Here is a 24,016-nt window from a genome sequence, read left to right on the forward strand (position 1 = left end):
GGTCGCTCGAGATCTCTCATGCGATACCCAGCCCGGTCACCGTCGACGCGACGGCGACAGTCGTCTCGCCGTCGGGCCACCGCAGCCGCACGCCCGGCTCCGCGGTCAGCCGGCCGCAGTCGGCGGTCGTCACCGGCTCGGGTGCAGGAACGTCGCGTCGAGCACCTGCACGGTCGGTGCTGAGCATCGCGTATCCCGGGAAGCAGGTGAGCCAGGCACCCATCGACGCGTCGTCGGGCCGCGGCACTGCTGTCACGTCCACCTCTCCACCGGTTCCCGACGCTTCGGCGAGCATGCCGAGCGTGCCGACGATCCCGGCCATGCTGACGTCTTTGGCCGACTCTGGGCGAACGTTCGCGAGGTGTGATGCCATGGCGCACAGTTCGTCACTGCTGCGTGAACTCGTCGAGTCCCACTGACGGTCGTGATAGCCGGGTCGCCAGGAGCCGCCGAGGTCGGCGTGCAGGGTGACGGTGTCGCCGACCCGGCCACCGCCGGCGGGCAGGGGACTGGGCGTCGTGCCCAGCGCAGTCACCGACAGAGCCGACGGCACACCCACCTGGGTGTGACCGCCGAGCACGGGTGTCCGCCACGCCGCTGCGGCCGAGCTGATCCCGCGGATGATGCGGGTGAGATGCGATGTCGTGGGCGCGCCGACGGCGTCGAGCAGGCCGAGCGGTCGGGCACCCATCGCGCTGAGGTCGTTGAGGTTGACGAGCACCGAACACCAACCGGCCCACTCGGGATCGCGTTCGATCATCGACGGGATGATCGCGTCACAGGCCGCGATCACGTCGGTGCCGGGCAGCGGTACGCCGTCGTCGCCACGGAATCCGGTAGCACCGAGACCGCCCGGTTGGTCTGCGAACGGCGCGAGTGCCTCGGCGAGAACTGCTTTCGTCCCGTCGACTGTGCGTTGAATTCGGTTGAGTGGGTAGCCCATCTCCCGATGCGACCGCTCATTGATCACCGGGCCTGGCCCGCGGTCCTGCCAGCCGAGCCTCGAGAACATCGGTACGAACCGATCCTGGACGGTGGCGTCGAACCGCAGAGCACCCAGTTGTTCGACGTGCGCGCACGCCGCCCGCACGAGCGCCGGCCCGATCCCGGCTGCGTTGCCCGGATCGCCGACGACGAGCCGCGACCCGAACCACCATCCGATGTCGGTATGCGCGGACCCCGCCCACGGCGTGGGGGCGATTCGCACCCCACCCGCGATCGTCCCGTCGGGCAGTGTCGCGACTAGGACGGTGGTGCGCGGGTCGTCGTCGATGTCATCGACGTCGGAGCGGTCGAAAAGCGCCTGCCGCTCAACGAATTCGCGGTACCGCAGCACGCGATACGCCGCATGCTCCCGCGGGCTGTCCGCGACGGTGATCAGGAACTCCGACCGCGGCGTCGTGCGCGGAAGCCCGGACAGGATCGATAGTTCGCCCCGTGACAACACGTCAGCCCCCGACCGTCGGCAGGACGCTACAGGCACCGCAAGCCGCGCATCCCGCACGCTGCTCCGACCCGGACATCCCGATGAAGCTCAGATGACCGGCCACCTCGCGAGTGATCTTCTCGACGATCGTGGGGTCGGGTGCCGGGGCGTTGTCGACGTCGACGGCGAGGGTCCCCGCGTGACGCCGGAACGGCACGATGAAGGGATACACGCCCATGTCGGCGAGTTCTTTGGCGCCGGCGATCATCTCGTCGGTGTCCTCGCCGAGCCCGACGAGCAGGTAGGTCGACACCTGGTTGCGCCCGAACACCCGGACCGCCTCGGCCCACGCCGCCCGGTACTCCGACATCGGTACCGTCGATTTGCCCGGCATCCAGCGCCGCCGCACCTCGTCGTCGAGGGATTCGACGTGGATGCCGATGGCGTCCGCACCGGCCTCGCGGAGTTCGCTCAGGACGGCCAGATCGGCGGGCGGTTCGCACTGGACCTGGATCGGCAGTTCTGGCACCGCCGTCTTGACCGCCCGGACGCACCGGGCGAGGTGACGAGCCCCTCGATCGCGTCCACCGCTGGTGCCGGTGGTCATGACCATGTTGGTGACGCCGTCGAGATCGACAGCCGCACGGGCGACTTCGGCGAGTTGCTCGGGCTTCTTCACCGCGATCGTCGAGTCGGACTTCAGCGACTCCTCGATCGAACAGAACCGGCACCGCTGGTCCTCGGCGTAGCGGATGCAGGTCTGCAGGACCGTCGTCGCCAGCACATTCCGGCCGTGGAGGCGGGCGATCTTCTCGTAGCTCACCCCGTCCGCGGTCTGCAGGTCGTAGAACCGGGGACGTCCGATCGCGCTGACCTCGACACCGATGTCGACGCCGTCGTACAGCACACGATCACCGTCGAAGACGAACGGACTCTGCGGGTTACGCGGGATCGCGGCATGCAACCCGTCGACCATGAGGTGGCCGTCGTCGCTGGGTCCCGCCCCGCCGGTGCGCTGCACCGGCGGCTCCCCGCGAATACCGAGCAACGCCAGATCAACTCGTGTGGATACCGTCATGGGTACTCCTTATCCTTTGCTCCCTGAGGTGCGAGGAGCGATAGCGACGAGCCTCGAAGGGCTCGCAAGTTCCACTGCTGGTTGAGCCGACCCCGAGCGAAGCGAGGCGTCGTGTCGAAGCCACCTGGCGACCCGCCCCGTGGTTGACCTGACACCCGACCCCGACCCCCGCTGGTTGAGCCGACCCCGAGCGAAGCGAGGCGTCGAGTCGAAGCCACCCGGTGACCCGGCCGCATCAACGCAACCCACCGCTGGTTGAGCCGACACCCGACCCCCGCTGGTTGAGCCGACCCCGAGCGAAGCGAGGCGTCGTGTCGAAGCCACCTGGTGACCCGACCTCCACAATGCAACCGCGCTCCACATCGAAACCCGACACCTACTGCGCAACAACCAACTGCGCGCGTCCACCACAAACCGCTTCAACTACGTGCTCAGCCACATACCTCGCGTCGCGGTCGATACCGAGAAACCGCCCCGACCCCCACGTATGCATCCACGGCAACCCCACGAAGCTGAGCCCGGGGACTTCGGTGATCCCGCGCGTCTGCATCGGCCGGCCACCGCCGTCGAAGGCGCTGGCCTCGATCCACCGATAGTCGGGTCGGTAGCCGATGGCCCAGATGATCGAGGTGACGCCTTCGGCCGCGAGATCGAGTTCGGTCGGATCGACCTCGGGCGCCCACACCGGTTCGTACCGCGATGCCTCCGGCGCCTCGATACCCAGTTTCTCGATGTGTCGGTCGATGTCACCGCAGATCGAGTTGTACACGGCGTCGGCCCGGTCGAGGGCGGCCGTCAGCGTCGGCGCGAACCGCAGCGTCGAGTCCTTACCGTCGCTGAGCACGCCGTACAGCTTCATCCCCTCGACGGCAAAGCGCCGGAGGTCGATGTCGCGGCCGCCGTCGCGGCCGGTGACGTAGTGATTCGTCTTCTCCTGCGCGGCACGGCCACCGGGGTACTCCTGGGTCGGTGTGTCGTAGAGACCCATGTCCGACAGCCACGTCATGCAGTCGCGGCCGCGATAGAACCGAGCGACTCTCGGCGCGTTGCCGATCGCGAGATGCACCTGCCGGCCGGCGAGGTGCAAGTCCTCGGCAATCTGCGTGCCCGACTGTCCCGACCCGACGACCAGAACCGCACCGTCGGGTAGTTGCTCGGGGTTGAAGTACTCCTCGGAGTGCACCTGGTGCACGGCCGGATCCAACGACGATGCGAACGGTGGCACCACCGGCAGGGGATACCCGCCGGTTGCGATGACGGCCTGGTCGCAGGTGAGCGACCGCATTCCGTCGGGGCCGTCGAGGGTCAGCTCGAACCGATCACCGGACAGACGTTGCAGACGGGTGACTTTAGTGTGCTCGACCAACGGTGGCTCAAAGGTCTTGAGCCACCCGTGCAGCCACTCCACGACCTCGTCGCGCGTCATGAATCCGTCCGGATCCGGGCCGTCGTAGGAGTATCCGGGGAGCTTGCAATGCCAGTTGGGCGTCACCAGCGTGAAGTTGTCCCACCGCTTGTCGGCCCACGCATGGACCGCGGTGTCGGCTTCGACGACGAGATGTTCGACGCCCGCCTGCCCGAGGTACCAGCTGACCGAGAGGCCGGCTTGTCCGCCGCCGATGACGACGACAGGCACGTGTGTGTTCATGACAGCTCCTCGCTGCTGGTTGAAGCGCCCCCACTGCTGGTTGAGCCGGGCCGGAGCGAAGCGACGCCCCGAGTCGAAGCCACCTCAGCACCCGGTAACGGCGGGTACATCGACACCACCTCGACCTCAGCCGAATCCGAATGCCGCGCAGCGTCGATGGCGATCTCCTCCGCCGACGCCGCGGCCGAGGTACAGGCGAACCCGTACTTGGCACGGACACGCGCGCTGGCCTCGTCGAGCGCCGTGGTGGCCCGCGACCGGAAGTCGTCGACGCGGTACGTACCCGGCGCGAGGTGGTCGTGCAGTACGAGGCTGGGGGAGTAGTACTGGCGAAGCAGGCCGTCGGGCCAGCGCACCTGGACGGTCATCTCAGGCATGGGCGAGGTCCCGCCATGCGAAGGCCGCCGAGGCATCGGGATCGGTATCGGCCTCGACGAGCATCCCGTATACCTCAGGCCGACGGTCCCTCAGATGGAACATGCCGGCCCGCATGGCGGTGAAGCTCTCCGCGATGTCCACCTCGGCGACGGCCAGGCCGCTCCCGAGAAGTGTTGTGTCGAGGATGTTCCCACCGGGATCGACGATCTTGGCATTGCCGACGTAGCGCAGCGACCCGAAGGTACCGCTCTGATTGGCCGCGACCCAGAACACCTGATTCTCCAGCGCACGGGCGGTGTCGAAGAGGTTGAACCGGTAGGTCCAGCGGTCTTCTTGCAGGTTCTCCGCCGTCGCGGTGCGGGCCGCCGGCCAGGCGGAGAGGCTGGCGATGATCTCGGCGCCCTGGAGCGCCATGATCCGGGCGGCCTCGGGAAACGCCTTGTCGTAACAGATCTGGAGGCCGATCCGGCCGACGGGCGTGTCGAAGACGTCGTACCCGGTGCCCGACGAGTACGACATGTTCTCGCCGAGCGGCTGATGCACCTTGCGGTAGCTGCCGTAGATGGTGTTGCCGTCGAGGACGGCGGCCGCGTTGTAGCGGGTCTCGCCGTCCTCGCCGAGTTCGCAGAACCCGATCGCCACCACGAGATCTCCCACGATGGACTGCACCCGGGCGATCTCGGGTCCGTCGAGGGAGATCGCCGGCGGCAACGACCGGGCGCTGTTCTTTTGGGTGTCGCCGTGATTACCCAGGGACGACAGGTATCCGCCGATCGCCGCCTCCGGGAACACCAGGAAGTCGACGCCCCGCGTCCGTGCTTCGGCGACGTACTGTTCGATCGTCGCGTAGTTCTGCTCGAGATCGCGGGTGAAGTTCGCCGCGACGGTTCCGATGGTGGTCATATGTGTCCCGGATTCGGTGGTCGGAAGATGCTAAGAGGGATGGTGATTGGTGCGTCAGACCATGTAGGTCGAGTTGATGATCGCTCCCTTGCGTGCGTAGTGGATGAGTGCGTCCTGGACGTCGAGCGGGTGTGCCGGGATGACGCCTTCGATCAGGTCCTCTTCACGTCCGCCGTGCAGCGCGAGGCCGAAGCGGCAGCAGAACACGGTGCCGCCTTCGGAGATGAAGGTCTCGAGCGAGTTGTTGATGTTCTGCTCGCCCGGGAATCCCGAGTCACCCGTCGTCGGGAAGCCCCGTGTGGCAAGGCAATTGATGGCACCGGGTCCGTAGAAGTACATGGCCGATTCGAAGCCCTTACGGAGCGCGCGAGTGGCCTGCAGAACGGCGACGAACGACACCGACGACTCGTGGGCGATGCCGTGCACGAGCGTGAAGTACGACTCACCGTTCTCGGCCTGATAGTCCGGGAAGATCTTGGTGCCGCCATAGATGTTGGAGCCCTTGGGAAGTGAGGGGTGCGGGATCTCCGCCAGCGACGCGGCGATGTTCTCGGTGATGGTTTCGTCGAAAGAAGGCACAAGAACTCCTGGGATGGCGAGACGAGACAGTGTCTGTGAGTGATCGGCCGCATGGCGGCTCGACGTGCGGGAGGTGGATCGGGCATCATTGCCCAGAGTGGTTCGACCGGAGATCCGGTCTCATCGAGTAGCTATTGCTTGCTACGACACTCAGTTCACTCGCCATCGATTACCGAATGGTTTCCGGCGGAATAAAGAAAACCCGGATTCGCGTAACACGACCCTGGTCGGTCGACCGACTCGACCAGACATGCCCGCATATGAAAAATCCGACGAACCGGTCGGGTCGGGGGTCTGACCGGTTCGTCGGACGAGACCCAGTGTATCCCTCGCCCCTGACGACGGTCCATCGAGGTATCCGCAATTCTGTGACCTGTCGGATTGCAGATACTTCAGCGTGCTCGCTGCCTGAGGAGCGAAGCGACCCCCACTGATCCCCTGGCGAGGCCCGGAGCTTGCGGAGGGCCATGCACCCCCCGCTCCCTGCGGAGGCCCGGAGCGTGCGGAGGGCCATGCACCCCCTGCTCCCTGAGGAGGCCCGGAGCTTGCGGAGGGCCGTCACGAAGGGTCTCCCCAACCCACCCACCACACCTCTGCGCGCCACACTCGCCATCGCCCGCGACACGTAGCAACCTTGTCCATATGCTCACCGCGGTTCTGTACGGCCTCGCGACTGCCATCCCGATCGCAGTCGGTGCTGCGATCGGTCTGCGCTGGAATCTGCCGAATCCGATTCTGGCGACGCTGATGGCGTTCGGCGCGGGCACGATGATCGCCGCCGTCTCCACGGAACTGTTCGACCCCGCCTTCACCCAGGCCGGCCCGGGGGTGGCGGCGCTCGCGTTGTTCTCCGGGACCGCGGTCTACGTCGTGGCCGACCGGCTCGTCGAGACCAAGCTCGGATCCACGGCGATCGGTCCCGCACTGATGATCGGCGTCTTCCTCGACGGCGTGCCGGAGAATACCGCGCTCGGTGTCTCGCTGACCGCGGGTGGTTCGCTCGTGCTGGTGGTGGCCATTGCCGTCGGCAACGTCCCGGAAGCGGTGAGCGGCGCGTCGTTGATGCGCCGCGAGCACGACGCTTCGGGCCGCTCGGCGCTCGCGATGTGGACGTTCACCGCCGTCGTCCTGGTCGCGGTCACGGTGGGCGGTTACGCGATGGCCGACGCCATCCCGGCGACCGCGATCAGCGTCGTCCAGGCATTCGCCGGCGGTGCGACGCTCGGCGTCCTCGCCAATTCGCTGATGCCGGAGGCGTACCGCGAAGGTGGCTGGTGGGTTGGCCTCGCGACCGCGGGCGGGTTCCTGCTCGCCTTCGTCCTCGGCTGACCGCCTTCTGCTCCCCGATGATGGCGTACCTCATGCTCCCTGAGGTGCGAGGAGCGCAAGCGACGAGCCACGAAGGGCGCCCGCACCCCACCGCTCCCTGAGTCTGAGGAGGCCCGGAGCTTGCGGAGGGCCGTTAACCCCCTGCTCCCTGAGGAGGGCCGGAGCTTGCGGAGGGCCCTCACCCCCTGCTCCCTGAGGAGGCCCGGAGCTTGCGGAGGGCCGTCACTAAGGGTCCCGCCCACACCGAGCCGAACCAATCAGTGCGTCTGCGCAGCCTCCGGGTCTCCTTCGACATGCCCATCTGCCAACTCCGACAACGCCCGGAACACGCGTTTCGACGCTTCAGCCCACGGCATGAGGATGGGGAAGACGTGGAACATGCCGTCTTCTTCGATGGCGTGCGTCGGCACCTCCGACGCCTCGAGCCTCGCCGCGAAGTCGCGTATGCCATCACGGAACATCTCGCACCCGCCCCAGCACACGAACGTCGGCGGGAACCAAGACGGATCGGGTTCGGCGTTGACCGGCGACACCCGGGCGTCGTTCGGCTGGACGCCATGCAGGTACGGCGTGACCGGAATGCTCCACGGGAGGATGTCGTACGGGGCGTTCTCGGTGATCGACGGATGGTCGAGGTCGAGGTCGATCTCGGGGGAGAACAACGCCAACGCGCCCGGGCGCGGTAGGTCGTGGTCCCGAAGGTAGGCCACCAGCGACGCCGCGAGCCCACCACCGCCGGAGTCGCCGGCGACGATGATGTGGTCGGGGTCGACGCCGCGTCCCAACAGCCCGCGGTAAACATCCGCGGCGTCGTGAACGCCTGCGGGGAAGGGAAACTCGGGCGCCATCCGGTAGTCGGCGATGAACACCTCGTGCCCGGCGATCCGCACGAGCGACGACGCGAACGCCGAGTACATCATCGGCGAAGTGCCGATGTATCCACCGCCGTGCAGGTAGAGGATCGTCGCGCCGATCTCCTCCTTCTCGCAATCGTCGTCGACGTAGGCGTCGGTGCTGGCCTTGGCGCGACACCACAGCCCGGGCACGCCGCCGACGATGTCGTCGGTGAGTTCGACGCCGTCGGTCAACTCGACGAAGGGTGGCATCACGACGCGGCACACGTCGTCGAGGATCTTCTCCATCGACCGGAACTCCTCGATCGGCAGTCCCATCGAGTAGCCCATGAACGCGCGGATGGTCTGGCGGGTGACCGACTGCCCGAGATTGTCGAGCAGTCCGGACGGGCCCGACCACGGCTTGCGGAACGGCACCCGCGCGAGGCCGTTGACGATGCTCTGCGCGAGCCCGACGACGGTCAGCGCGGTCACCGGCGCCGACGCGGTCTGGACCTCCGGACGATCAGCCATCACCATGCCGCTCAGAGTAACGAGAGCGTCGATGCCCGGCTGGACACGCGACCCACCGGGTGGGGCGGCAGCCGCCAGGCGTGGCAGACTACCCGGGTCCTCTAGTCCCCGAGATCCCCGTGAGGCGGCGATGGAGTTCTCAGCCTTCCCGGCTCCGGTCGAGGCCCCCGGCGCATCGAGCGCCGCCGAGTCCGTGCAGCTCACGCTGGCCGACGCGTGGGAATCGAACCGCTCGATCCAGAAGTCGGCGGTCGGCCGACTCTTCGCGGCCACCAACTCGGCTCTCTACGTCACCTTGATGGAACGGCACCTCGACTACGGCGCCAAACTGTCCGAGACCGAGCTGACCGTGCGCCTGGACCGCGACCTCGCCGACCTCGACCTCACCGATCAGGCAACCGGCCTCGACCTGGTCAAACTCTGGGCTCGGCAGGGCTGGCTGCACCGCGTCACCGACACCACCGACCCGCACGCCCCGAACCTGTGCCACCTGACCAGTGAGGCGCGGTCGGTCCTGGACTTCATGCGGCGTCAGCGTCGCGAGGACTCGATCGCCACCGGCGGCTCCATCACCGGTATCGCCGCCGAGCTCCGACGCGTCGCGGGTCAGGTCAGCAACGACCCCGACCAGATCCGTTCGGAGATCGAGGCGCAGATGTCCGACCTCGACGCCGAACTCGCCGACCTCGACGCCGGCCGACGCCCCCCGGTCGACCTGCGCGTGGCCGAGGACGCTGCCCGCACAATCGGCTACCAGATGGAGCAGATCATCTCCGACATCGGGCAGTACGGCGCGATGCTCGACCGCATCACCACCGCGCTGCTCGACGACCCCGGCGACTCCGACCACGCCTACCGCGATCGCCAGCGTCAGCTATTCGACGACTACGAGGCGCTCCTCGACTCGCCGCAGTCCGCGTCGTACCAGGCGTTCTCGCACCTGATCCAGGATCCGGAGCGTCGCGCGCGCCTGAAGTCCGATATCGAGACCATTATCGACAGCTTCCCGGGCATTGACGCAGGCCTGCGGTCGGTGATGGACAACTTCTTCGGCCTCGTGACCCAGCAGATGGCGGAGGTCGGCCGAACCCGGCAGCGGTGTGCACGCCGTATCCGACGCTTCGTCGCGTCCGGCACGCTCGAGCAGAGCCGCGGTCTGGCCCGCCAGCTCAACGACGCCCTGGCCACCGCCAACGAACTGCTCAAGACGTCACTCGCCGATCGTCGCATCGGTTACGAGCTACCCCTGGCCGCGCCGACGGTGAACTCGATCGGCCGACTCGCCTTCGAGATCCGCGAACACGTGCCGCCCGCGCCGGCGCTCCCGGCCGCCGTCGACGCCGATCTCACGTCGTTCGCATCGCTGTCGGGCCAGGTCGACACCACCGAACTCACCGACACCGTGAATGCCGCGGTCGCCACCGGGCCCGTCGCCCTCGCCGACGTCATCGACGGACTCGAGGAGCCATACCTAGCGCACGTCATAGTCCTCTGGTCGTGGGCGTCGAAACAGCAAGCGGCAGGGGAGAAGGTACCGATGACCACCGTCCGCTTCCGGTCCCTCATCGGCGACGACCACGCCATCGAAGTGCCCGACCTGACGTTCACCGAACCGATTCCGACTGCGGAGGTCGACGCCGAATGACCACCACCGACGAGACCAACCCCGGCTCCGGCGAGATTCCACCCCCGCTCCCTGAGGTGCGAGCGCAGCGAGCCACGAAGGGCGAGCCCAAGTCCGACGCTGCGACGAGCGCCCCCACCACCCCCGACGAATTCGCCGGCTTCGACGATCTGCCCACCGTCGCGAACCGTGCGGCAACCCACACGCCCAACGCACCGCGCTTCGACGGCGACGTCAGCGAGCTGCCCGACCGCGCGTGCTGGGCGCTGCAGAACCTGTTGACCCGCCGCTACATCAGCGGTGACCGGCAGCCGCAGCTGTGGTCATGGGTGGCCGAGTACCAGGACGTGCTGCGCGGCCGCCTCTCCGAACTCGACCTCCGGCTGCGCATCGTCGACGAACTGCAGGTCGCCTTCGTCGAGCAGGCCGGATACGACTCCCGCTGGGGCCGAAAGATCCTCAAGCGCGAGACGATTCACACCTACGACGCCATCCTGGCGTTGCACCTCGCCAAGTACGTGCGCGCCGCCCGTGATGAGCCGGTGCTGATCACCCGCGAGGAGATCCACGAGCTCTTCGCCGGTGTCACCAACACCATCGACCGCGACCTCGCGCTCTTCGACAAGCGCATCGAACGCGCCCTCGACAAGATGGAGGAGCTCGAGTTCCTGCGCAAGCAGCGCGACGACGCCGACACCTTCGTCGTCAGCCCGGTGATCTCCGCTGTGATGACGGCGTCGGTGATCACCGACCTGCAAAGGCAATTCGAGCAGTTCATCGGCTCCGGCGACACCGGGGAAGTGCCCCCGGAGGACCTCGCCGACGAACCTGCGGACCGCGACGACGACCCAGCCGACCTCGACGGAGACAACGCGTACGGCGAGAACGATGAAGGAGACGACTGGTGAGCGGGCAGGTCGACCAATACCACCTGTCCCGGTTGCAGCTGATCAACTGGGGCGTGTTCGACGGGTATCACTCGATCCCGTTCAGTCCCAACGGTTCTCTGATCACCGGGTCGTCGGGCAGCGGCAAGTCGTCGTTGCTGGATGCCATCTCGCTGGCGTTCCTGCCGGATCATCGACGCAACTTCAACGCCTCGGGCGATGCGACGGCGGCCGGATCGTCCAGCGGCAAGCGCACGGTCGGCAAGTACGTGCGCGGCGCGTGGGGTGAACGACGCGACGGCACCAACGCCCACCGCGAGATCATGTATCTGCGTGGCACCGGCCCGGCGTGGGCGGCCATCTCGGTCACCTACACCTCCAGCTCCGGCGAGGCCATCACCGGCCTGGTGCTGAAATGGCTTGCCGCGGGCAAGATGACCGACGCGCACAGTTCGTACTTCATCTACGACGGCGACGCTGACATCGTCGAGGCCTGCAACGAGTGGGCCGCCAACAACTACAACTCGGCCAAGTTCCGCGACCGCGGCTGGCGCGGCGGACCCGGCGAGGGCAAGTACCTCTCGACGCTGTACTCGCTCATCGGCATCCGCGGTTCCGACGCCGCGCAGCAGCTCCTCGGAAAGGCCAAATCGCTCAAGAGCGTCGGCGGCCTCGCGCAGTTCGTGCGGGAGTTCATGCTCGACGCCCCGACCAGCATCGTCGGCATCGCCGACGCCCTCGACCAGATCGACCCGCTCGTCGAAGCCCGCGAACTGCTCGACGTCGCGCGCCGCAAGCGCACCATCCTCGGCAACATCGAGGAAGTGCACCAGCGGTACGCGGGGGAGGCGGCCACCTTCTCCGTGCTCGACACCATCGACAACACCACCATCCGCAGCTACGTCAACAACCTGCGGATCCACAACGCGCAGCCCGAGGTCGCCGACCTCGACGACCAGATCACCCGCCTCGACGGTGATCTCGCCGCGCTGACCACCCAGCACGACCAGCTCCGCCAGGACCACAGCCTGCTGCTGTCCCGGATCGCCACTTCCACCGGCGACCTCGCCCCGCTGCGCGAACAGCTCGGCGGCGCACAGAAACTCAGCACCGAGGTCACCGCCCGACGAAACGCGTACGAGGACAAGGTCTCCGCGCTCGGCTTCACCCCGCCAACCCGGGCCGAGGGATTCTGGCTGCTCCGCGAGGAACTCACCGAGGAGGCCGCCAAGATCGACGGTCAGCTTGACGCCGGGCGCGCCCACTATGCCGAGGCACTGGCCAGCGAGGTCGCCGCGCGTACCCGCCGTGACGCAGCCATGGAGGAGCTCGGCCGCGTCGAGAACGCCGGTTCCGCGCTGCCGCGCACCGAGCACGAGATGCGCCGCGCCATCGCCCACGGACTCCAGATCGACGAGTCCGAGCTGAAGTACGTCGCCGAACTCGTCGAACTCGACCCCGACGAAGAGCGCTGGCGCCTAGCCGTCGAGAAGGTCCTGCGGAACGTCGGCCTGCGCCTGCTGGTGCCGGACAAACACTTCCGCGCCGCCCTGCGGTTCGTGAACTCGCACGACATGCGGGGCCGGATCCAATTGCACCAGGCCGACTCTCGCCCGATGCCAGTCCTGGAACCGGGAACCTTGGCGTCGAAGCTCCGTCCCGTCGACGCCTCGCACCCGTGTGCCGCCGAGGCGATGACGGTGCTGTCGAAGCTGGGCAACCACATGTGCGTCGACAGTCCCGGTGAGTTCTCCCAGCATGCCAAGGCCGTCACCGACCAGGGCCTGCGCAAGGATTCGGCGAAGCTCGCGGTGAAGGACGACCGCCAGCAGCTTCGTCGGTCGCAGTACATCTTCGTCGGCGACGTCGCGTCGAAGATCGCGGCGCTGCGCGACGAACTCGAGTACGAGGAGCGGGCGTTCGAGGATGCCCGCCAGGACTGCGCCGAGCTCGACCGTGAGCGCAGCGCCAAGGAACGACGCCGCGACGCGTATCGCCGTGTGTGCGAGCAGTTCACGCAGTGGAACGAGATCGACGTCGACTCCGTCGATGACCGCGTCGACCAGCTCACCGACCAGTACGACCTGCTGATCGAGGAGAATCCCGACGTCGAGGCGTTGCAGCGCAAAGCCGAGGACCTGTGGGAGCAGGTCCGCAATGCGATTTCGCAGGCCGCGCTGGTCAAGGACAAGATCGCGCGCCAGGATTCCCGGCGTACACAGCTACTGGACCTCATCGACCGGTTGAAGCCCGAAGCCGTTCCTGCCCAGGCGGAGAAGACGCTCGACGGGTTCCGCGAGGACCTCTCCGCGACGCTCGACGTGCTGAACCCGGAGCCGTACCGACAGGAGATCGTCAAGGCCGCGAGCCGTGAGCGCGACCGCATGCGGTCGGATGCCCGACGCTCCCGCGACGAGCTGGCCCGCATCCTCGACACCTACGACGAGGAATTCCCGGACGCCATCCCGAACGACAGCGACGACTTCGACGAACGTCTGCACGACTACGTCGCGGTCTGCCGCCGCATCGACGAGCGTGAGCTGCCCGCCGCCTACGAGCGGATGCGTCGTCTGATCACCGAGCAGGCGCCGGGCGCGATCCTCGGTTTGCACATGGCCGCCGACGCCGAGGAACGACGAATCGTCGAGCAGATCGAGCGCGTCAACACGGGCCTTGGTGCGGTGGCGTTCAACCGCGGTACACGCCTCCGGCTGCGTCCGGGCCGCAAGAAGCTCGCCGCGGTCGAGGAGCTGACCGAGAAGGCCCGGCATATCTCCAATCGAGCGACCGCGGTCAGCTTCGGCGACGAGCAGGCCATCCTCGAGCAGTACTCCGACATCCTGCTGCTGCGCGAACGCCTCGCCGGCAACACCCCGGAGGACCGCCAATGGACCCGGGACGCCCTCGACGTGCGCAACCGCTTCGACTTCTACTGCGAGGAGCACGACGCCGAGTCGGGGGAGACCATCCGCACCTACTCCAACGCCGGCGACAACTCCGGCGGTGAGCAGGAAAAGCTGATGGCCTTCTGTCTCGCCGGCGCGCTGAGCTTCAACCTTGCCAGTCCGCACGGCAACGACAACCGGCCCATCTTCTCCCAACTGATGCTCGACGAGGCGTTCTCCAAGTCCGACCCGCAGTTCGCCCAGCAGGCGCTGTCGGCGTTCCGCAAGTTCGGATTCCAGCTGATCATCGTGGCTACGGTCCAAAACACCAGCACGATCCAGCCGTACGTCGACAACGTCGTGATGGTGTCGAAGACGGAGGCTGGGCCTGACTTGCGGCCGGTTGCTACGGCAACGTCGACGGGGATCAAGGCGTTTTCGGAGCTGCGGCGGCCGGGGAGTCAGTTGCCGGTGTAGGGCTGTGCTAGTTAGCAAATCGACGAGTGTCCCTTCGCCGTCTTGAGCCACCCTCGACGAGCCCACACGCTGGTTGAGCCGTCAACAAGCGCCCCTACTGCTGGTTGAGCCGTCGACGAGCGCTAGCGAGGAGGCGTGTCGAAGCCACCTGGCGACCAGACCTCGGGCGGTGACACCCTCGAGCCGAAAGGCACACCTACGGCACGTGGGGACGCGATGGTGCAGTTTGTATGTGCCTCCGGGCTTCCGCGTGCGCGCGACTAGGTTGGTGACATGTCCGACTACTGGGTCGAGTTCATGAGCCTCGACGCTGACGAGAATCAAGCGTCAGATCTCGTTGACGCGCAGATCAATTGGCTGCTCGGCCAGGAGATCATCGCCCCATCAGCGAAGCCGGACAGGTTCTATGGGACTTTCCGCGATGGCCCGCGATTCGCCGATGCCATGGACCCGGAATGGGTTGCACCCGCAGCCGTCGCCGAAGGTCGGTACATCTTGTTCGGTGTGCGGATCAAGAAGGGCTGGCAGATGTCGCACAACATGGGCGGCTTCGAGGGGCCCCCGTGCCCTCGATGCGGACATCAGTCGTTCGACCACGGCGCCGCGGGTGGACTCATGTTCGACTGGTACGAGTCGCGGGCGGAGCCGACCGTGACCTGTACGAACTGCGGACACATCGATCTGATCGGGAACTGGCCCCACGAGCTTTTCGGTTACTGCAACTATGCCTCGCTTTCGTTCATCAACAGTCCGCCGCTCGCAGGGGAGTTTCGAGACGAGCTGCTCAGTCGTTTCGGAAACCGTCCTCGGGCCATCCATGTAAGGCTGTAAACACCGACTCGCGCATCGTCGAGATATCAGACGTTGTGCAACGCTTCACGGCCACTTTGACGGCATCTAGCGACTACGACTGAACAAGCGAGTTCGGACACACGCTGACCTGCCGCGTCAGGTGTCTGATTAAGTGACTCTATGAGCAACGCCGCCAATGCATCCGGCCATCTTTTCGTCGTCCACGGACGGATTGAGGCCCTGGGCGCAGATGCAGTCGTGGTGCCAACGGACGCAGACTTCGAAGTCGAACCGCACTGGTACCCGTTGTTCGGCGGTGAGCAACCTTCGAAGCCTGATACCTGGGACGAGTCTTTCTGTCGCGACGCCCCGGGCGGGCACAACTGGTTCGTGAACGTCATCGACAACTCCGCAGCCGTTGGCGCCGAGTTGGCCGATCGCCTCCGAGCTGTCCTGGCCGACGTAGCTCGCGCGTTCGAGCCGAGGGGACCACGTCCACCAGTGGTGGCGATGCCAGTCTTCGGCGTAGGCGGAGGAGGGAAAGAAGGTCTCAAGGGGCTCGTGATCAGAGACCTGGTCACGTTGCTGCGGACCGTGGCGGCCGATCTCTCACTCGACGTGGCTCTGGTGACCCCCGACCGGTCCGTCTACAGCGCACTTCAACATTTCCGGAGATCAGAGAATGCTGATCATTGGCAGCTCACCCCCGGACAGGTCCGCGTCGCGCAGGATCTCGGTGCCCGGGCACGCGATGGCGACCTCGCGCTGTTCCTTGGTGCAGGCGTCAGCATGTCTGCCGGGCTTCCGGGCTGGAATGACCTCCTTGTAGAGCTGGGATCGAGGGCCGGCGTTGACGCCAAGACACTGATGAATCTAGAGAACAGTCCGCTCGACCAGGCGGAGTTGATCTCTATGCGGCTGGGCGACGAGTTGGGTAGCGAGATCACACGGATAGTGAGACGCGCCAAGAGAGTGTCACTCGCGCATTCCCTCCTGGCGGGACTTCGTTGTCGCGAGGTGGTGACCACCAATTACGACGAGCTGTATGAGAATGCGGTCGAGGCGACAGGTGAACTGCGGCCCACGGTGATCCCCTGGGAAGCGGTCCAACCCCGGCGACCGTGGGTGCTCAAAATGCATGGCGAAGTCGGTCGACCTGAGTCCGTCGTACTCACCCGCCGGAGCTTCGTGCGGTATGACGCAAACTTTCGGCCTGCGGGCTTACTTATGCAAGCTCTGATGATGACCCGGCACGTGCTTGTCGTCGGCACATCCATGTCCGACGACAACGTCATCAGATTGGCGGTCGAGGTCGACGACTTCTTGAGCCGCGATCACTCGTTCGGTACGTTCATAGACGTTTCTGAGTCGCCGGCCCGAGCCGAACTCTGGGACGCCCGCTTTCGTTGGCTACATTGCGACGCCGACGGCATTGTCGCACGCGTGCGAGCCATGGAGATCTTCCTCGACGCCGTGGCAATGTACGCCGCACAGGACGAGTCGTGGCTGCTTGATGAGAGGTTCCGCGGGCTGCTTCAAGCTAGTGATCAGAGCGCCGCCACTGAAGTTCGCGGTGTCCTCGGACGCGTTCAATCCACCCCGCGGACCCGGCTTCGCCCACTTCGCGACAAGCTCGCCGAGCTCGGTGCAGACCCGCACTGGGACGAGTCACGAACGCTCCTAACGGAACTAGAGCAGCTCGTGCGTGCATCGAAGAACGGGCGACGCGCCACGTACAAGTACGTCGTCCTGTTGTGGGCAATCACCCGGGCCGAGCAAGGACACGGGCGACTGACTAGCTACGAGCATGCACGCAGCCAGCTGGCCAATTTGCTGTCGCCGTTCCGTATAGCGGAGAGCGCCCCCAAGCCGCTGGATCCGTGGTTTGCACTGCGCACATCGTCGTGGTGGGAGATCCGCGATCTGCCGAGCTCTCCCACGGCGCAGGATGTAGTTCAACGGAATGCACGTGCCGGTCTGTCGGTCAATGTTCACAATCTGGTGCGCCGGGATTCGGTTTTCGCCGAAGAAGCCGTCGAGCAACTGGTCAAGCTGATTGCGCACGACGTCGAGAGTTCAGTCACTGTACGGGATTTGATGACTCAGCTGTCGCCGAAGGGCGCGCGCTGCTGGACTATGAGTGACCGCCGGCCATGAAGATTTGATCCCGATCTGGGCAACCCCTCTCGGGCGAAAGTACTACTGACAGTGTTTCGATTCCACTGTGGTGTGAGGTCGTAGACAAGCGCCTGATCGGGAACGGTCACGAGTTTCCCTCTCTGATTCAGTTCGCTGGCGAAGATGCGGCAGAGATCATTGCTTCAGTGTTCGCGACAGCACAGACGATCCACCTGCGCGGCAGAACACCAACTGCAACTTGGAGACCCGCTCACCGGCAACGGTTCGGAGCAGGTGCGCGTAGATCGACAACTGCGCCCAGTAAGCCTCCAATGTGGCCGCGGACACTCCCACGTTCGTCTTATAGTCGACGATCACCAACGACCCGTCATCCTCCCGGAAAACGAGATCCGCGATCCCCTCGATAGCCGAGGTGCCGACAGGTCCTATCCCCGCGAGCTGCATCTCACGCCAGTGCTCGCGTTCGGCAGCTCGCCGGACCGGTTCTGACGCCAGCGCCGCTCGGACCATCGAAACGAAATGCTCGACATCGACAAGTCCCGCCGCGGAAGCGGCAGCACGCGCAGACTCTTCCACCAACTCGGGTTCGGCATCGAGCGCAACGCTCTCCAGCGCCGCATGCAACGCCGTCCCTAGCGCAGGCCCACTGTCGACGCTCGCCAGTCCGGCCGGAATAACCTCGAGTCCGGCGGGGGAGAACAGCAAACCAGCGTCTCGGTAGCCCGCCAGGATCGCGACACTCGCATCGGACTCGTCGTGCACGATCTTCGTGACTGAGTGGGAGGCCCGCACCATCGACGCACGTCGAACAACTGCGCTTTCGGTTGTCCACTCATCCCACGACTGCCGCAGCACCTCCTGCACCGCCTCGTCGTCGCGGCGGACGGGATCGACGAGTTCAGGTATCTCGTTCGGGAGGGTGGCGACGACCGGCGCGAGCGTTGCGCCCCAGCACTGTCCCCGGGGAGCGACATATCCGGAGACAGCGAGGTGGCTCTCGGCGCGCGTACATGCCACGTAGAGGAGGCGCACCTTCTCCGCATCGTCGTGGACCTTCTCCACGGCCTTCAGTGCGTTGTAGCCCTTGGACTTGGCGTCAACCGAGATGTATGCGTGCAGCTTGCCGGCGTCGTCCCACAGAGCATGCTCGGGTTGGGAGCGGAAACCGCCACTCATCCCCGCGACGACGACCATCGGGAACTGCAGGCCCTTGGCGGCGTGAATCGTCATTATCCGCACCGCGTTGACACCGATCTCCGGCAGCACGGTCTCCGTGACACGGGCATTCTCATCGGCCTGTGTTGCTGCCCAATCGATGTAGTCGCGCAGCGAACCTCGATCTTCGACGTACCACGCCCGAGCTTGGTCGATCACGAACCGGAGGCGACGCCACACGTCGCGGTGCCGCGGCGAATCCATCGACACCTCGAAGACGCGCCGGTCGGTGGCCAGTCGGCTGACCAACGAGGCCGGATTCAGGGTCCCGAGCTCCAGCCAGACGGTGTGTAGGTAATCCAATGCCGCGGCAACCGGTGAATCCGCCAGTTCTTCAGGGGCATCGGCGAACAAGCTCCATCGTCCGCCGGCGGTTTTCCAGCGCAGCAGGTCGTCGTCCCCGCAACCGAACAACGGTGTGCGCAGTGCACCGACGAGAGCGGCCTCATCCGCGGTGTTCGACAGCGCCCGGCAGGCGAGCAACAGGTCATGCACCTCCTGGGTGGAATACACCAGGCTCGATGCCTCGGAACGGAATTCGATCCCCGCCGCGTCGAGGCTTTTTTCAAGGAACGGCAACACGGTCCGGGAGGGGATGAGGATGCAGATGTCCTTCCACTCCAGCGGAGTGTGCTCGTAGACGGTGCCGGTGAATGTTTCCTTGTACCACGGTGTTTCGACAGCGGACGCGATGATCTTCGCGACATCACGTGACTCGCGTGCACGCGCCACATCGGACGCAGTCAAAGACTGCTCGTCGTTGACGGGCTCGTCCTGGTCGGTGAACACGAACGGCTGCGGCCCCCATTCGAGGTCCCAGGACGGTCGCCCCGGTGCAGCCTCCAGCGGCACGTAGTCGGGCTGAACATCGGGGATGGGTGCCATGAACTGCCCGAACACCTGATTGACCCATCCGATCACCGGTCGAGTCGACCGAAAGTTGGTGGTCAGCTGGACAATGTCGGGATCGAGAGCCTGCTCGCGGGTCTGCATGTAGACCGCGATGTCGGCACGACGGAACCGATAGATCGACTGCTTCGGGTCACCCACGGTGAACAGTCGGCCCGCCTCATCGGGGCCGGCGACGATCTGTTTGGCCAGTTCGATCTGCAACGGATCGGTGTCCTGGAATTCATCGAGCAGCACACGCTGAAACCGTCCATGCGCGGCCGCTGCCACGTGGGGCTTGCGCAAAACGTCCCGGGCGAGCACGAGCAGATCATGGAACTCGAGCTGTCCACTGCGGCGACGGTTCTCGGCTTCGTCTAGCACGATCTCCGTCAGATGCCGCACGACGACTCGGACAGCACCGTCGATGTAGGTGTCGACGATGTCGGGGAAAATCTCGTCGCGCAGTGCTGCCGCCGCGGCCTTGATTTCCTTGCACCGTGCGGTGCCTCCACGCCACGCCGCCGCGCGTCCAACGTTGCCCATCTTCGGGCAGAGTTTGATCATCGGAATCCAGCCGAACGCATCACGCTCCGCCGCTACGAGGATTCGCCACTCACGCAACTCCTCGAGCTTGACCGCAAGCTTGTCATCGGGGTCGAGGCAGTCCTGGAGATTGTCGATGACCAGGTCGGTCTCGCGGAGGATGCGGTCGATGTCGGCAGGTGCGATGCCTTGTGGGTCGTCGTCGAGGGTAAGGCGATCCCAGTTGCGATCGAGTGCGTCGGCGAGGTTGCGGATCTGGTCGAGCGACGTGCCGGTCGCCATGATGATGGCCATGGCGTCGACCAGGATCCGTGGTGCCTCCTCGGTGAACAGGCGCGTCCGCATACGTCGCCAGCGACGTTCGAAGGACAGCTGGGAACCCATCGCGTCGACGACGTCGATGCGCGGTGGCACACCGGCTTCCAACGGATGCTGGCGGATGACCCTGGCGGCGAATGCGTGAAGCGTTTCGATCGCCGCGGTATCGACCTCCTCGAGGGCGGTGCGTGCTCGGTCGGTGTCGTCACGAGCGAGTTCGACTCGGACGCGTTCGCGGAGTTCGGCCGCGGCCTTCTCGGTGAAGGTGATGGCGGCGATCGCGTCGAGTTCGATGCCCTCGTGCAGAACGAGGTGGCAAATCCGCTTGACCAGCGAATGTGTCTTACCGCTGCCGGCACCGGCTTCGACGAAGAGACTGGTTGCGGAGTCGGTGGCGATGCGATCCCGTGCGTCCTGGTCGGCCAGGGCGGGCAAGGTGGTCACACTTGGCCTCCGTACTTCTGGACGTAGTCGGTGAGTTGGTCGACGTTCTCGAGATTGGCCCAGGCACGACGCAGACCCGCACGTCCCAGCAGATCGATAACTGGCAATTCCCAGAACGTGTCGGCGACCTTCGGCGGGAACTGGCCGGCGGTGATGCACCGATGCACGAGATCGATGTCGGCGACGAGGGTTGCGATCACGGAGTCGGTCACCGGATATCCAACTGACTTGAACTCACCCTTCCGGGTGATGAACCAGTAGCGTGCTTCGACATCGTCGCCCAGAGTGCGGGCGAACAGTCCGTAGACCGGAAGCTGGAACTGCTTGCCGCCGCCGGTGGGGGTATCTGCAGTGATGTCGTTGTAATTCTTGCTGACTTTCCCAGTCTTGTAGTCGGTTACGCGTACACGGCCATCGCGATGGGTGTCGATCCGGTCGATCTTTCCGCGGAATCGGATCATCGTGTCGCCGAGGGCAAGCGTCGTTTCGGGTTCGGGGTCGGTGCCGAACGGCTTTTCTACGCGCGTCGGATGCCATCCGTTTGTAAGGTCGTCGCGGTCGTGCTCAAACCAGTCGGCAAGGTCGCGGACGATGATGCCGCGGTCCTTCGCCCAGAGGCGTTCGAGCCAGCCGGGATTGGTGGCCGTTGCGTCGTCGAGCATTTCCTGGGCGATGAGACTGAGCCGAGCGAAGTCCAGCACTTTGCCGTCGATGGTGCCGAGTACATAGCGTTCCAGGATGTCGTGGACGAGGGTTCCTCGCGTGAGGGCGTCGATCTGCGCGACCTCGTCGGGGTCCTCCAGCGCTTTGAGCCGCAGTACGTGCTCGAGGAAGAACTGGTAGGGGCTGGCCACCCAGGTCTCGAGTCCCGTCGGCGACACCGGCTTCTCGAAGGTGGAGATAAGTTCGCGAACATCACCGAGGTTGCCGTTGAACCGGGTGAAGCGACCGTTGAGCCGGTCGCTGCGCATGTGCATGCCCAGATCGATGATCGGGTCGTCGAGGGCACCTCTGCGCCGGTTCGCTGGTGCTGCGGCGAGTTCGCGGAGCCGCCATTCGGTTTCAGAGGCTGCGGACGAACCGATACGTGGATCTCCCTGTTGTGCAGCGACGTCGAAGGATTCGACGGCCACAATCGTCGGGATGGCTTGTGTCTGTCGCTGCCAGTCGACGACATCGACGTCGCTGCCAGCAAGGCGCACCAGCGCTGGTACGAGCCATCGTGACGGCACTTTCTCTGCGCCTCCTCGCAGATTGCCTCGTGGGAAGGTGACGATCCGCTCTGCACTCCCGGCGCTCACGGCGCCCTCGAAGGCGCGCAGCTGGCGCTGGTTGTGTTCGCGTGGCGTTGTGCCGACGAGTTCGGCTGGGAGGAGTGGATTCTCGGGGCGCGGCCTGGGAACCATTCCCTCGGCAGCGCCGACGACGATGCTGACGTCGAAGTCGCGCCCGACGCCGGCGGAGATCGGTGTCACCGCGACTCCGGCACCTGAGGTTCCAGTGATGCCGCGACGGCCTTCCAGACGGATCGACAGCGCGTCATAGACGCGTGCCGACGACGGCGGGGGTGCGATGCTGTCCATCAGGGCCAGCTCCGAGCACTCGGATCGAATGACGGCCAGGTCCGCACGGTCGACCTCGGACTTCGGTTGGCGGAAGTACTGATCGAGTAGGTTTGTGAGTTCCTGTGCCGCAATTGCCCAGTTCTGTGCGTCGACGGTGGCCTCGAGGCGGCGCTGCAGTCGTTTCACGAATTCGAAGAGCGCGACTGCGCGGTCATGGTGGGCGTCGGTCGGGACGACGCCCGGCAGACGGTCCCAATCGCTGCCCCCGACCACCGGAACCTGGCGCCGGGTGAGAAGCTCCAGGCGGCGTTGCGAGATCGACTCGCCGTTGCAGGCAGGTCTCTTGAGGGCGCCTTCGGCGAGGAGCATCAACAACTCTCGTCGAGGCATCGTCCTATGGTCGAGTTCGAGCAGACCGAGCAACGTGCGTGCAATCGGGCGGTCGACGAGAGTGTGAGATTCCGGCGCAATGTAGGCGATGTCCCCGCCGGTCACGTGCTCGTGGAGGAGCGGGAGATAGGGATCCTCGGCCGGGTAGAAGATACCGATCCGATGGCCGGGGATGCCGTTCGCCAGGTGCCTGCGCACGAGACGCACCACTGCGCGGACCTCCTCGTCGGCGTCCGAGGTGTGAATAACCTGCGTGGGCTCGGCGACAGACTGACTCTCGATTGTGTCCCCATGGCTTTTCACAGTCTCGATGAAGGACTTCTCGGCCGACGACGCGGGATTCAGCTGGTAGGCGATGAGGTGACCCGCGTCCGAGAGGCCCTGTGTTGCAGCCGCATAGGCCTCGTGTGAAAGAAAGTAGCGTTCGGCAAGCCGTGGGATCGCGGTCCGATAGACCCGCAGAAGGTCGGCGACCATCGGCGTGGCGGTCTCCAGTTCGGGTTGGTCGATCGCGGCAAGCTCCCAGGCCGCGGCGGACAGGGCTCGAGCCGTGACCGGTTGATCGGCGACCTTCTCGAACTCGCCGGGGTTTTCCGTCAACACTTGCTGAACGGCCGCCTCGAGAAGGGGATACGGCAACGGCAGGCGTGGCGAGAGGACTGGCGCGGCGAGTTTGTCGACCAACTGCGGCATCGTCAGGACAGCGGTGTTCGCCACGCCTCCGTTCCGGGCGAGGTGGTGCAAGACGTCGCGGCCCGAACCGTGGTTCGGAACGACGATCGTGACCTGAGCGAGTGGGTTGCCGGCCTTCGCTTTGATGACCGTGTCCGTCAGCTGGCCGAGCGGTCGCGTCACGGGCGCACCACCTTTGGCGAGGTGAGCCCTCCGTTGGGCTGCAACGGTCTATTCACGTGTCCTCCATCTGTCCCGCGCGTACCGTCCCGACCTTCGTCGGGGAATTCGCACGAGGTGCGATGATCAGGCCGCGCGAGGCTGAACATACTGCCGCTGACGACCAACACGTCGTACTCGGGGACCCAATGGGCACGATCCATGACACCTCGGTGGTGGGTGAGCGCGGCAGGATCGTGGGTCCACATCGTGAGGTCGAAGTCGTCACCGTGAATGTCGACAAGCC

General features: G+C 65.7%; 15 protein-coding genes. 6 read left to right on the plus strand and 9 right to left on the minus strand.

Annotated features, from left to right (window positions below):
- Window positions 1-16: 16 nt before the first annotated feature.
- The 6 genes from GR168_RS11945 to GR168_RS11970 all read right to left on the minus strand — a co-directional run bounded on the left by GR168_RS11945 (window position 17) and on the right by GR168_RS11970 (window position 6,012).
- On the minus strand, window positions 17-1,447 hold the full coding sequence (locus tag GR168_RS11945; protein WP_159370800.1) for an MSMEG_0567/sll0787 family protein: 1,431 nt from the start codon (window positions 1,445-1,447) through the stop codon (window positions 17-19).
- Window position 1,448: 1 nt separating this feature from the next.
- The gene (locus GR168_RS11950; RefSeq protein ID WP_159370801.1) at window positions 1,449-2,504 is read right to left on the minus strand and encodes an MSMEG_0568 family radical SAM protein; all 1,056 of its coding nucleotides are present in this window, start codon (window positions 2,502-2,504) and stop codon (window positions 1,449-1,451) included.
- Between the two features lie 376 nt (window positions 2,505-2,880).
- On the minus strand, window positions 2,881-4,152 hold the full coding sequence (locus GR168_RS11955) for an MSMEG_0569 family flavin-dependent oxidoreductase (protein WP_159370802.1): 1,272 nt from the start codon (window positions 4,150-4,152) through the stop codon (window positions 2,881-2,883).
- The gene (locus GR168_RS11960; protein WP_159370803.1) at window positions 4,149-4,529 is read right to left on the minus strand and encodes an MSMEG_0570 family nitrogen starvation response protein; all 381 of its coding nucleotides are present in this window, start codon (window positions 4,527-4,529) and stop codon (window positions 4,149-4,151) included. Before GR168_RS11960 ends, GR168_RS11955 begins: the two co-directional genes overlap by 4 nt.
- Window positions 4,522-5,433: a carbon-nitrogen hydrolase family protein gene (locus tag GR168_RS11965; protein ID WP_159370804.1), complete on the minus strand. Its 912-nt coding sequence runs from the start codon at window positions 5,431-5,433 to the stop codon at window positions 4,522-4,524. Before GR168_RS11965 ends, GR168_RS11960 begins: the two co-directional genes overlap by 8 nt.
- Before the next feature lie 54 nt (window positions 5,434-5,487).
- Entirely contained in the window at window positions 5,488-6,012 is a 525-nt protein-coding gene (locus tag GR168_RS11970; RefSeq protein WP_004019804.1) for an MSMEG_0572/Sll0783 family nitrogen starvation response protein, read from the minus strand.
- Between the two features lie 642 nt (window positions 6,013-6,654).
- Between GR168_RS11970 and GR168_RS11975 the strand changes: the two genes are divergently transcribed.
- The gene (locus GR168_RS11975) at window positions 6,655-7,341 is read left to right on the plus strand and encodes a ZIP family metal transporter (RefSeq protein WP_159370805.1); all 687 of its coding nucleotides are present in this window, start codon (window positions 6,655-6,657) and stop codon (window positions 7,339-7,341) included.
- 257 nt (window positions 7,342-7,598) lie between these two features.
- On the opposite strand, the gene GR168_RS11980 is transcribed toward GR168_RS11975, so the two are convergent.
- The gene (locus GR168_RS11980) at window positions 7,599-8,714 is read right to left on the minus strand and encodes an alpha/beta hydrolase (protein WP_159370806.1); all 1,116 of its coding nucleotides are present in this window, start codon (window positions 8,712-8,714) and stop codon (window positions 7,599-7,601) included.
- A 124-nt stretch (window positions 8,715-8,838) separates the two neighbouring features.
- On the opposite strand from GR168_RS11980, the gene GR168_RS11985 reads away from it, so the two are divergent.
- The 5 genes from GR168_RS11985 to GR168_RS12005 all read left to right on the plus strand — a co-directional run bounded on the left by GR168_RS11985 (window position 8,839) and on the right by GR168_RS12005 (window position 17,530).
- Window positions 8,839-10,353, plus strand: coding sequence for a DUF3375 domain-containing protein (locus tag GR168_RS11985; RefSeq protein WP_159370807.1), 1,515 nt, complete (start codon window positions 8,839-8,841; stop codon window positions 10,351-10,353).
- A complete protein-coding gene (locus GR168_RS11990; RefSeq protein ID WP_159370808.1) occupies window positions 10,350-11,240 on the plus strand; it encodes a DUF4194 domain-containing protein in 891 nt (296 codons plus the stop codon). The genes GR168_RS11985 and GR168_RS11990 overlap by 4 nt, the downstream gene beginning before the upstream one ends.
- Window positions 11,237-14,581: an SbcC/MukB-like Walker B domain-containing protein gene (locus GR168_RS11995; RefSeq protein WP_159370809.1), complete on the plus strand. Its 3,345-nt coding sequence runs from the start codon at window positions 11,237-11,239 to the stop codon at window positions 14,579-14,581. The genes GR168_RS11990 and GR168_RS11995 overlap by 4 nt, the downstream gene beginning before the upstream one ends.
- Before the next feature lie 273 nt (window positions 14,582-14,854).
- Window positions 14,855-15,412, plus strand: a complete 558-nt coding sequence (locus GR168_RS12000) for a hypothetical protein (protein WP_159370810.1) — start codon at window positions 14,855-14,857, stop codon at window positions 15,410-15,412.
- A 141-nt stretch (window positions 15,413-15,553) separates the two neighbouring features.
- Window positions 15,554-17,530, plus strand: coding sequence for an SIR2 family protein (locus GR168_RS12005; protein ID WP_159370811.1), 1,977 nt, complete (start codon window positions 15,554-15,556; stop codon window positions 17,528-17,530).
- A 156-nt stretch (window positions 17,531-17,686) separates the two neighbouring features.
- On the opposite strand, the gene GR168_RS12010 is transcribed toward GR168_RS12005, so the two are convergent.
- Window positions 17,687-20,923, minus strand: a complete 3,237-nt coding sequence (locus tag GR168_RS12010) for a UvrD-helicase domain-containing protein (protein WP_238994886.1) — start codon at window positions 20,921-20,923, stop codon at window positions 17,687-17,689.
- Entirely contained in the window at window positions 20,920-23,733 is a 2,814-nt protein-coding gene (locus tag GR168_RS12015) for a PD-(D/E)XK nuclease family protein (RefSeq protein WP_159370812.1), read from the minus strand. The genes GR168_RS12010 and GR168_RS12015 overlap by 4 nt, the downstream gene beginning before the upstream one ends.
- Between the last annotated feature and the right edge of the window lie 283 nt (window positions 23,734-24,016).

The organism is Gordonia sp. JH63, assembly GCF_009856645.1.
Taxonomy (GTDB): Bacteria; Actinomycetota; Actinomycetes; order Mycobacteriales; family Mycobacteriaceae; genus Gordonia; species Gordonia hongkongensis.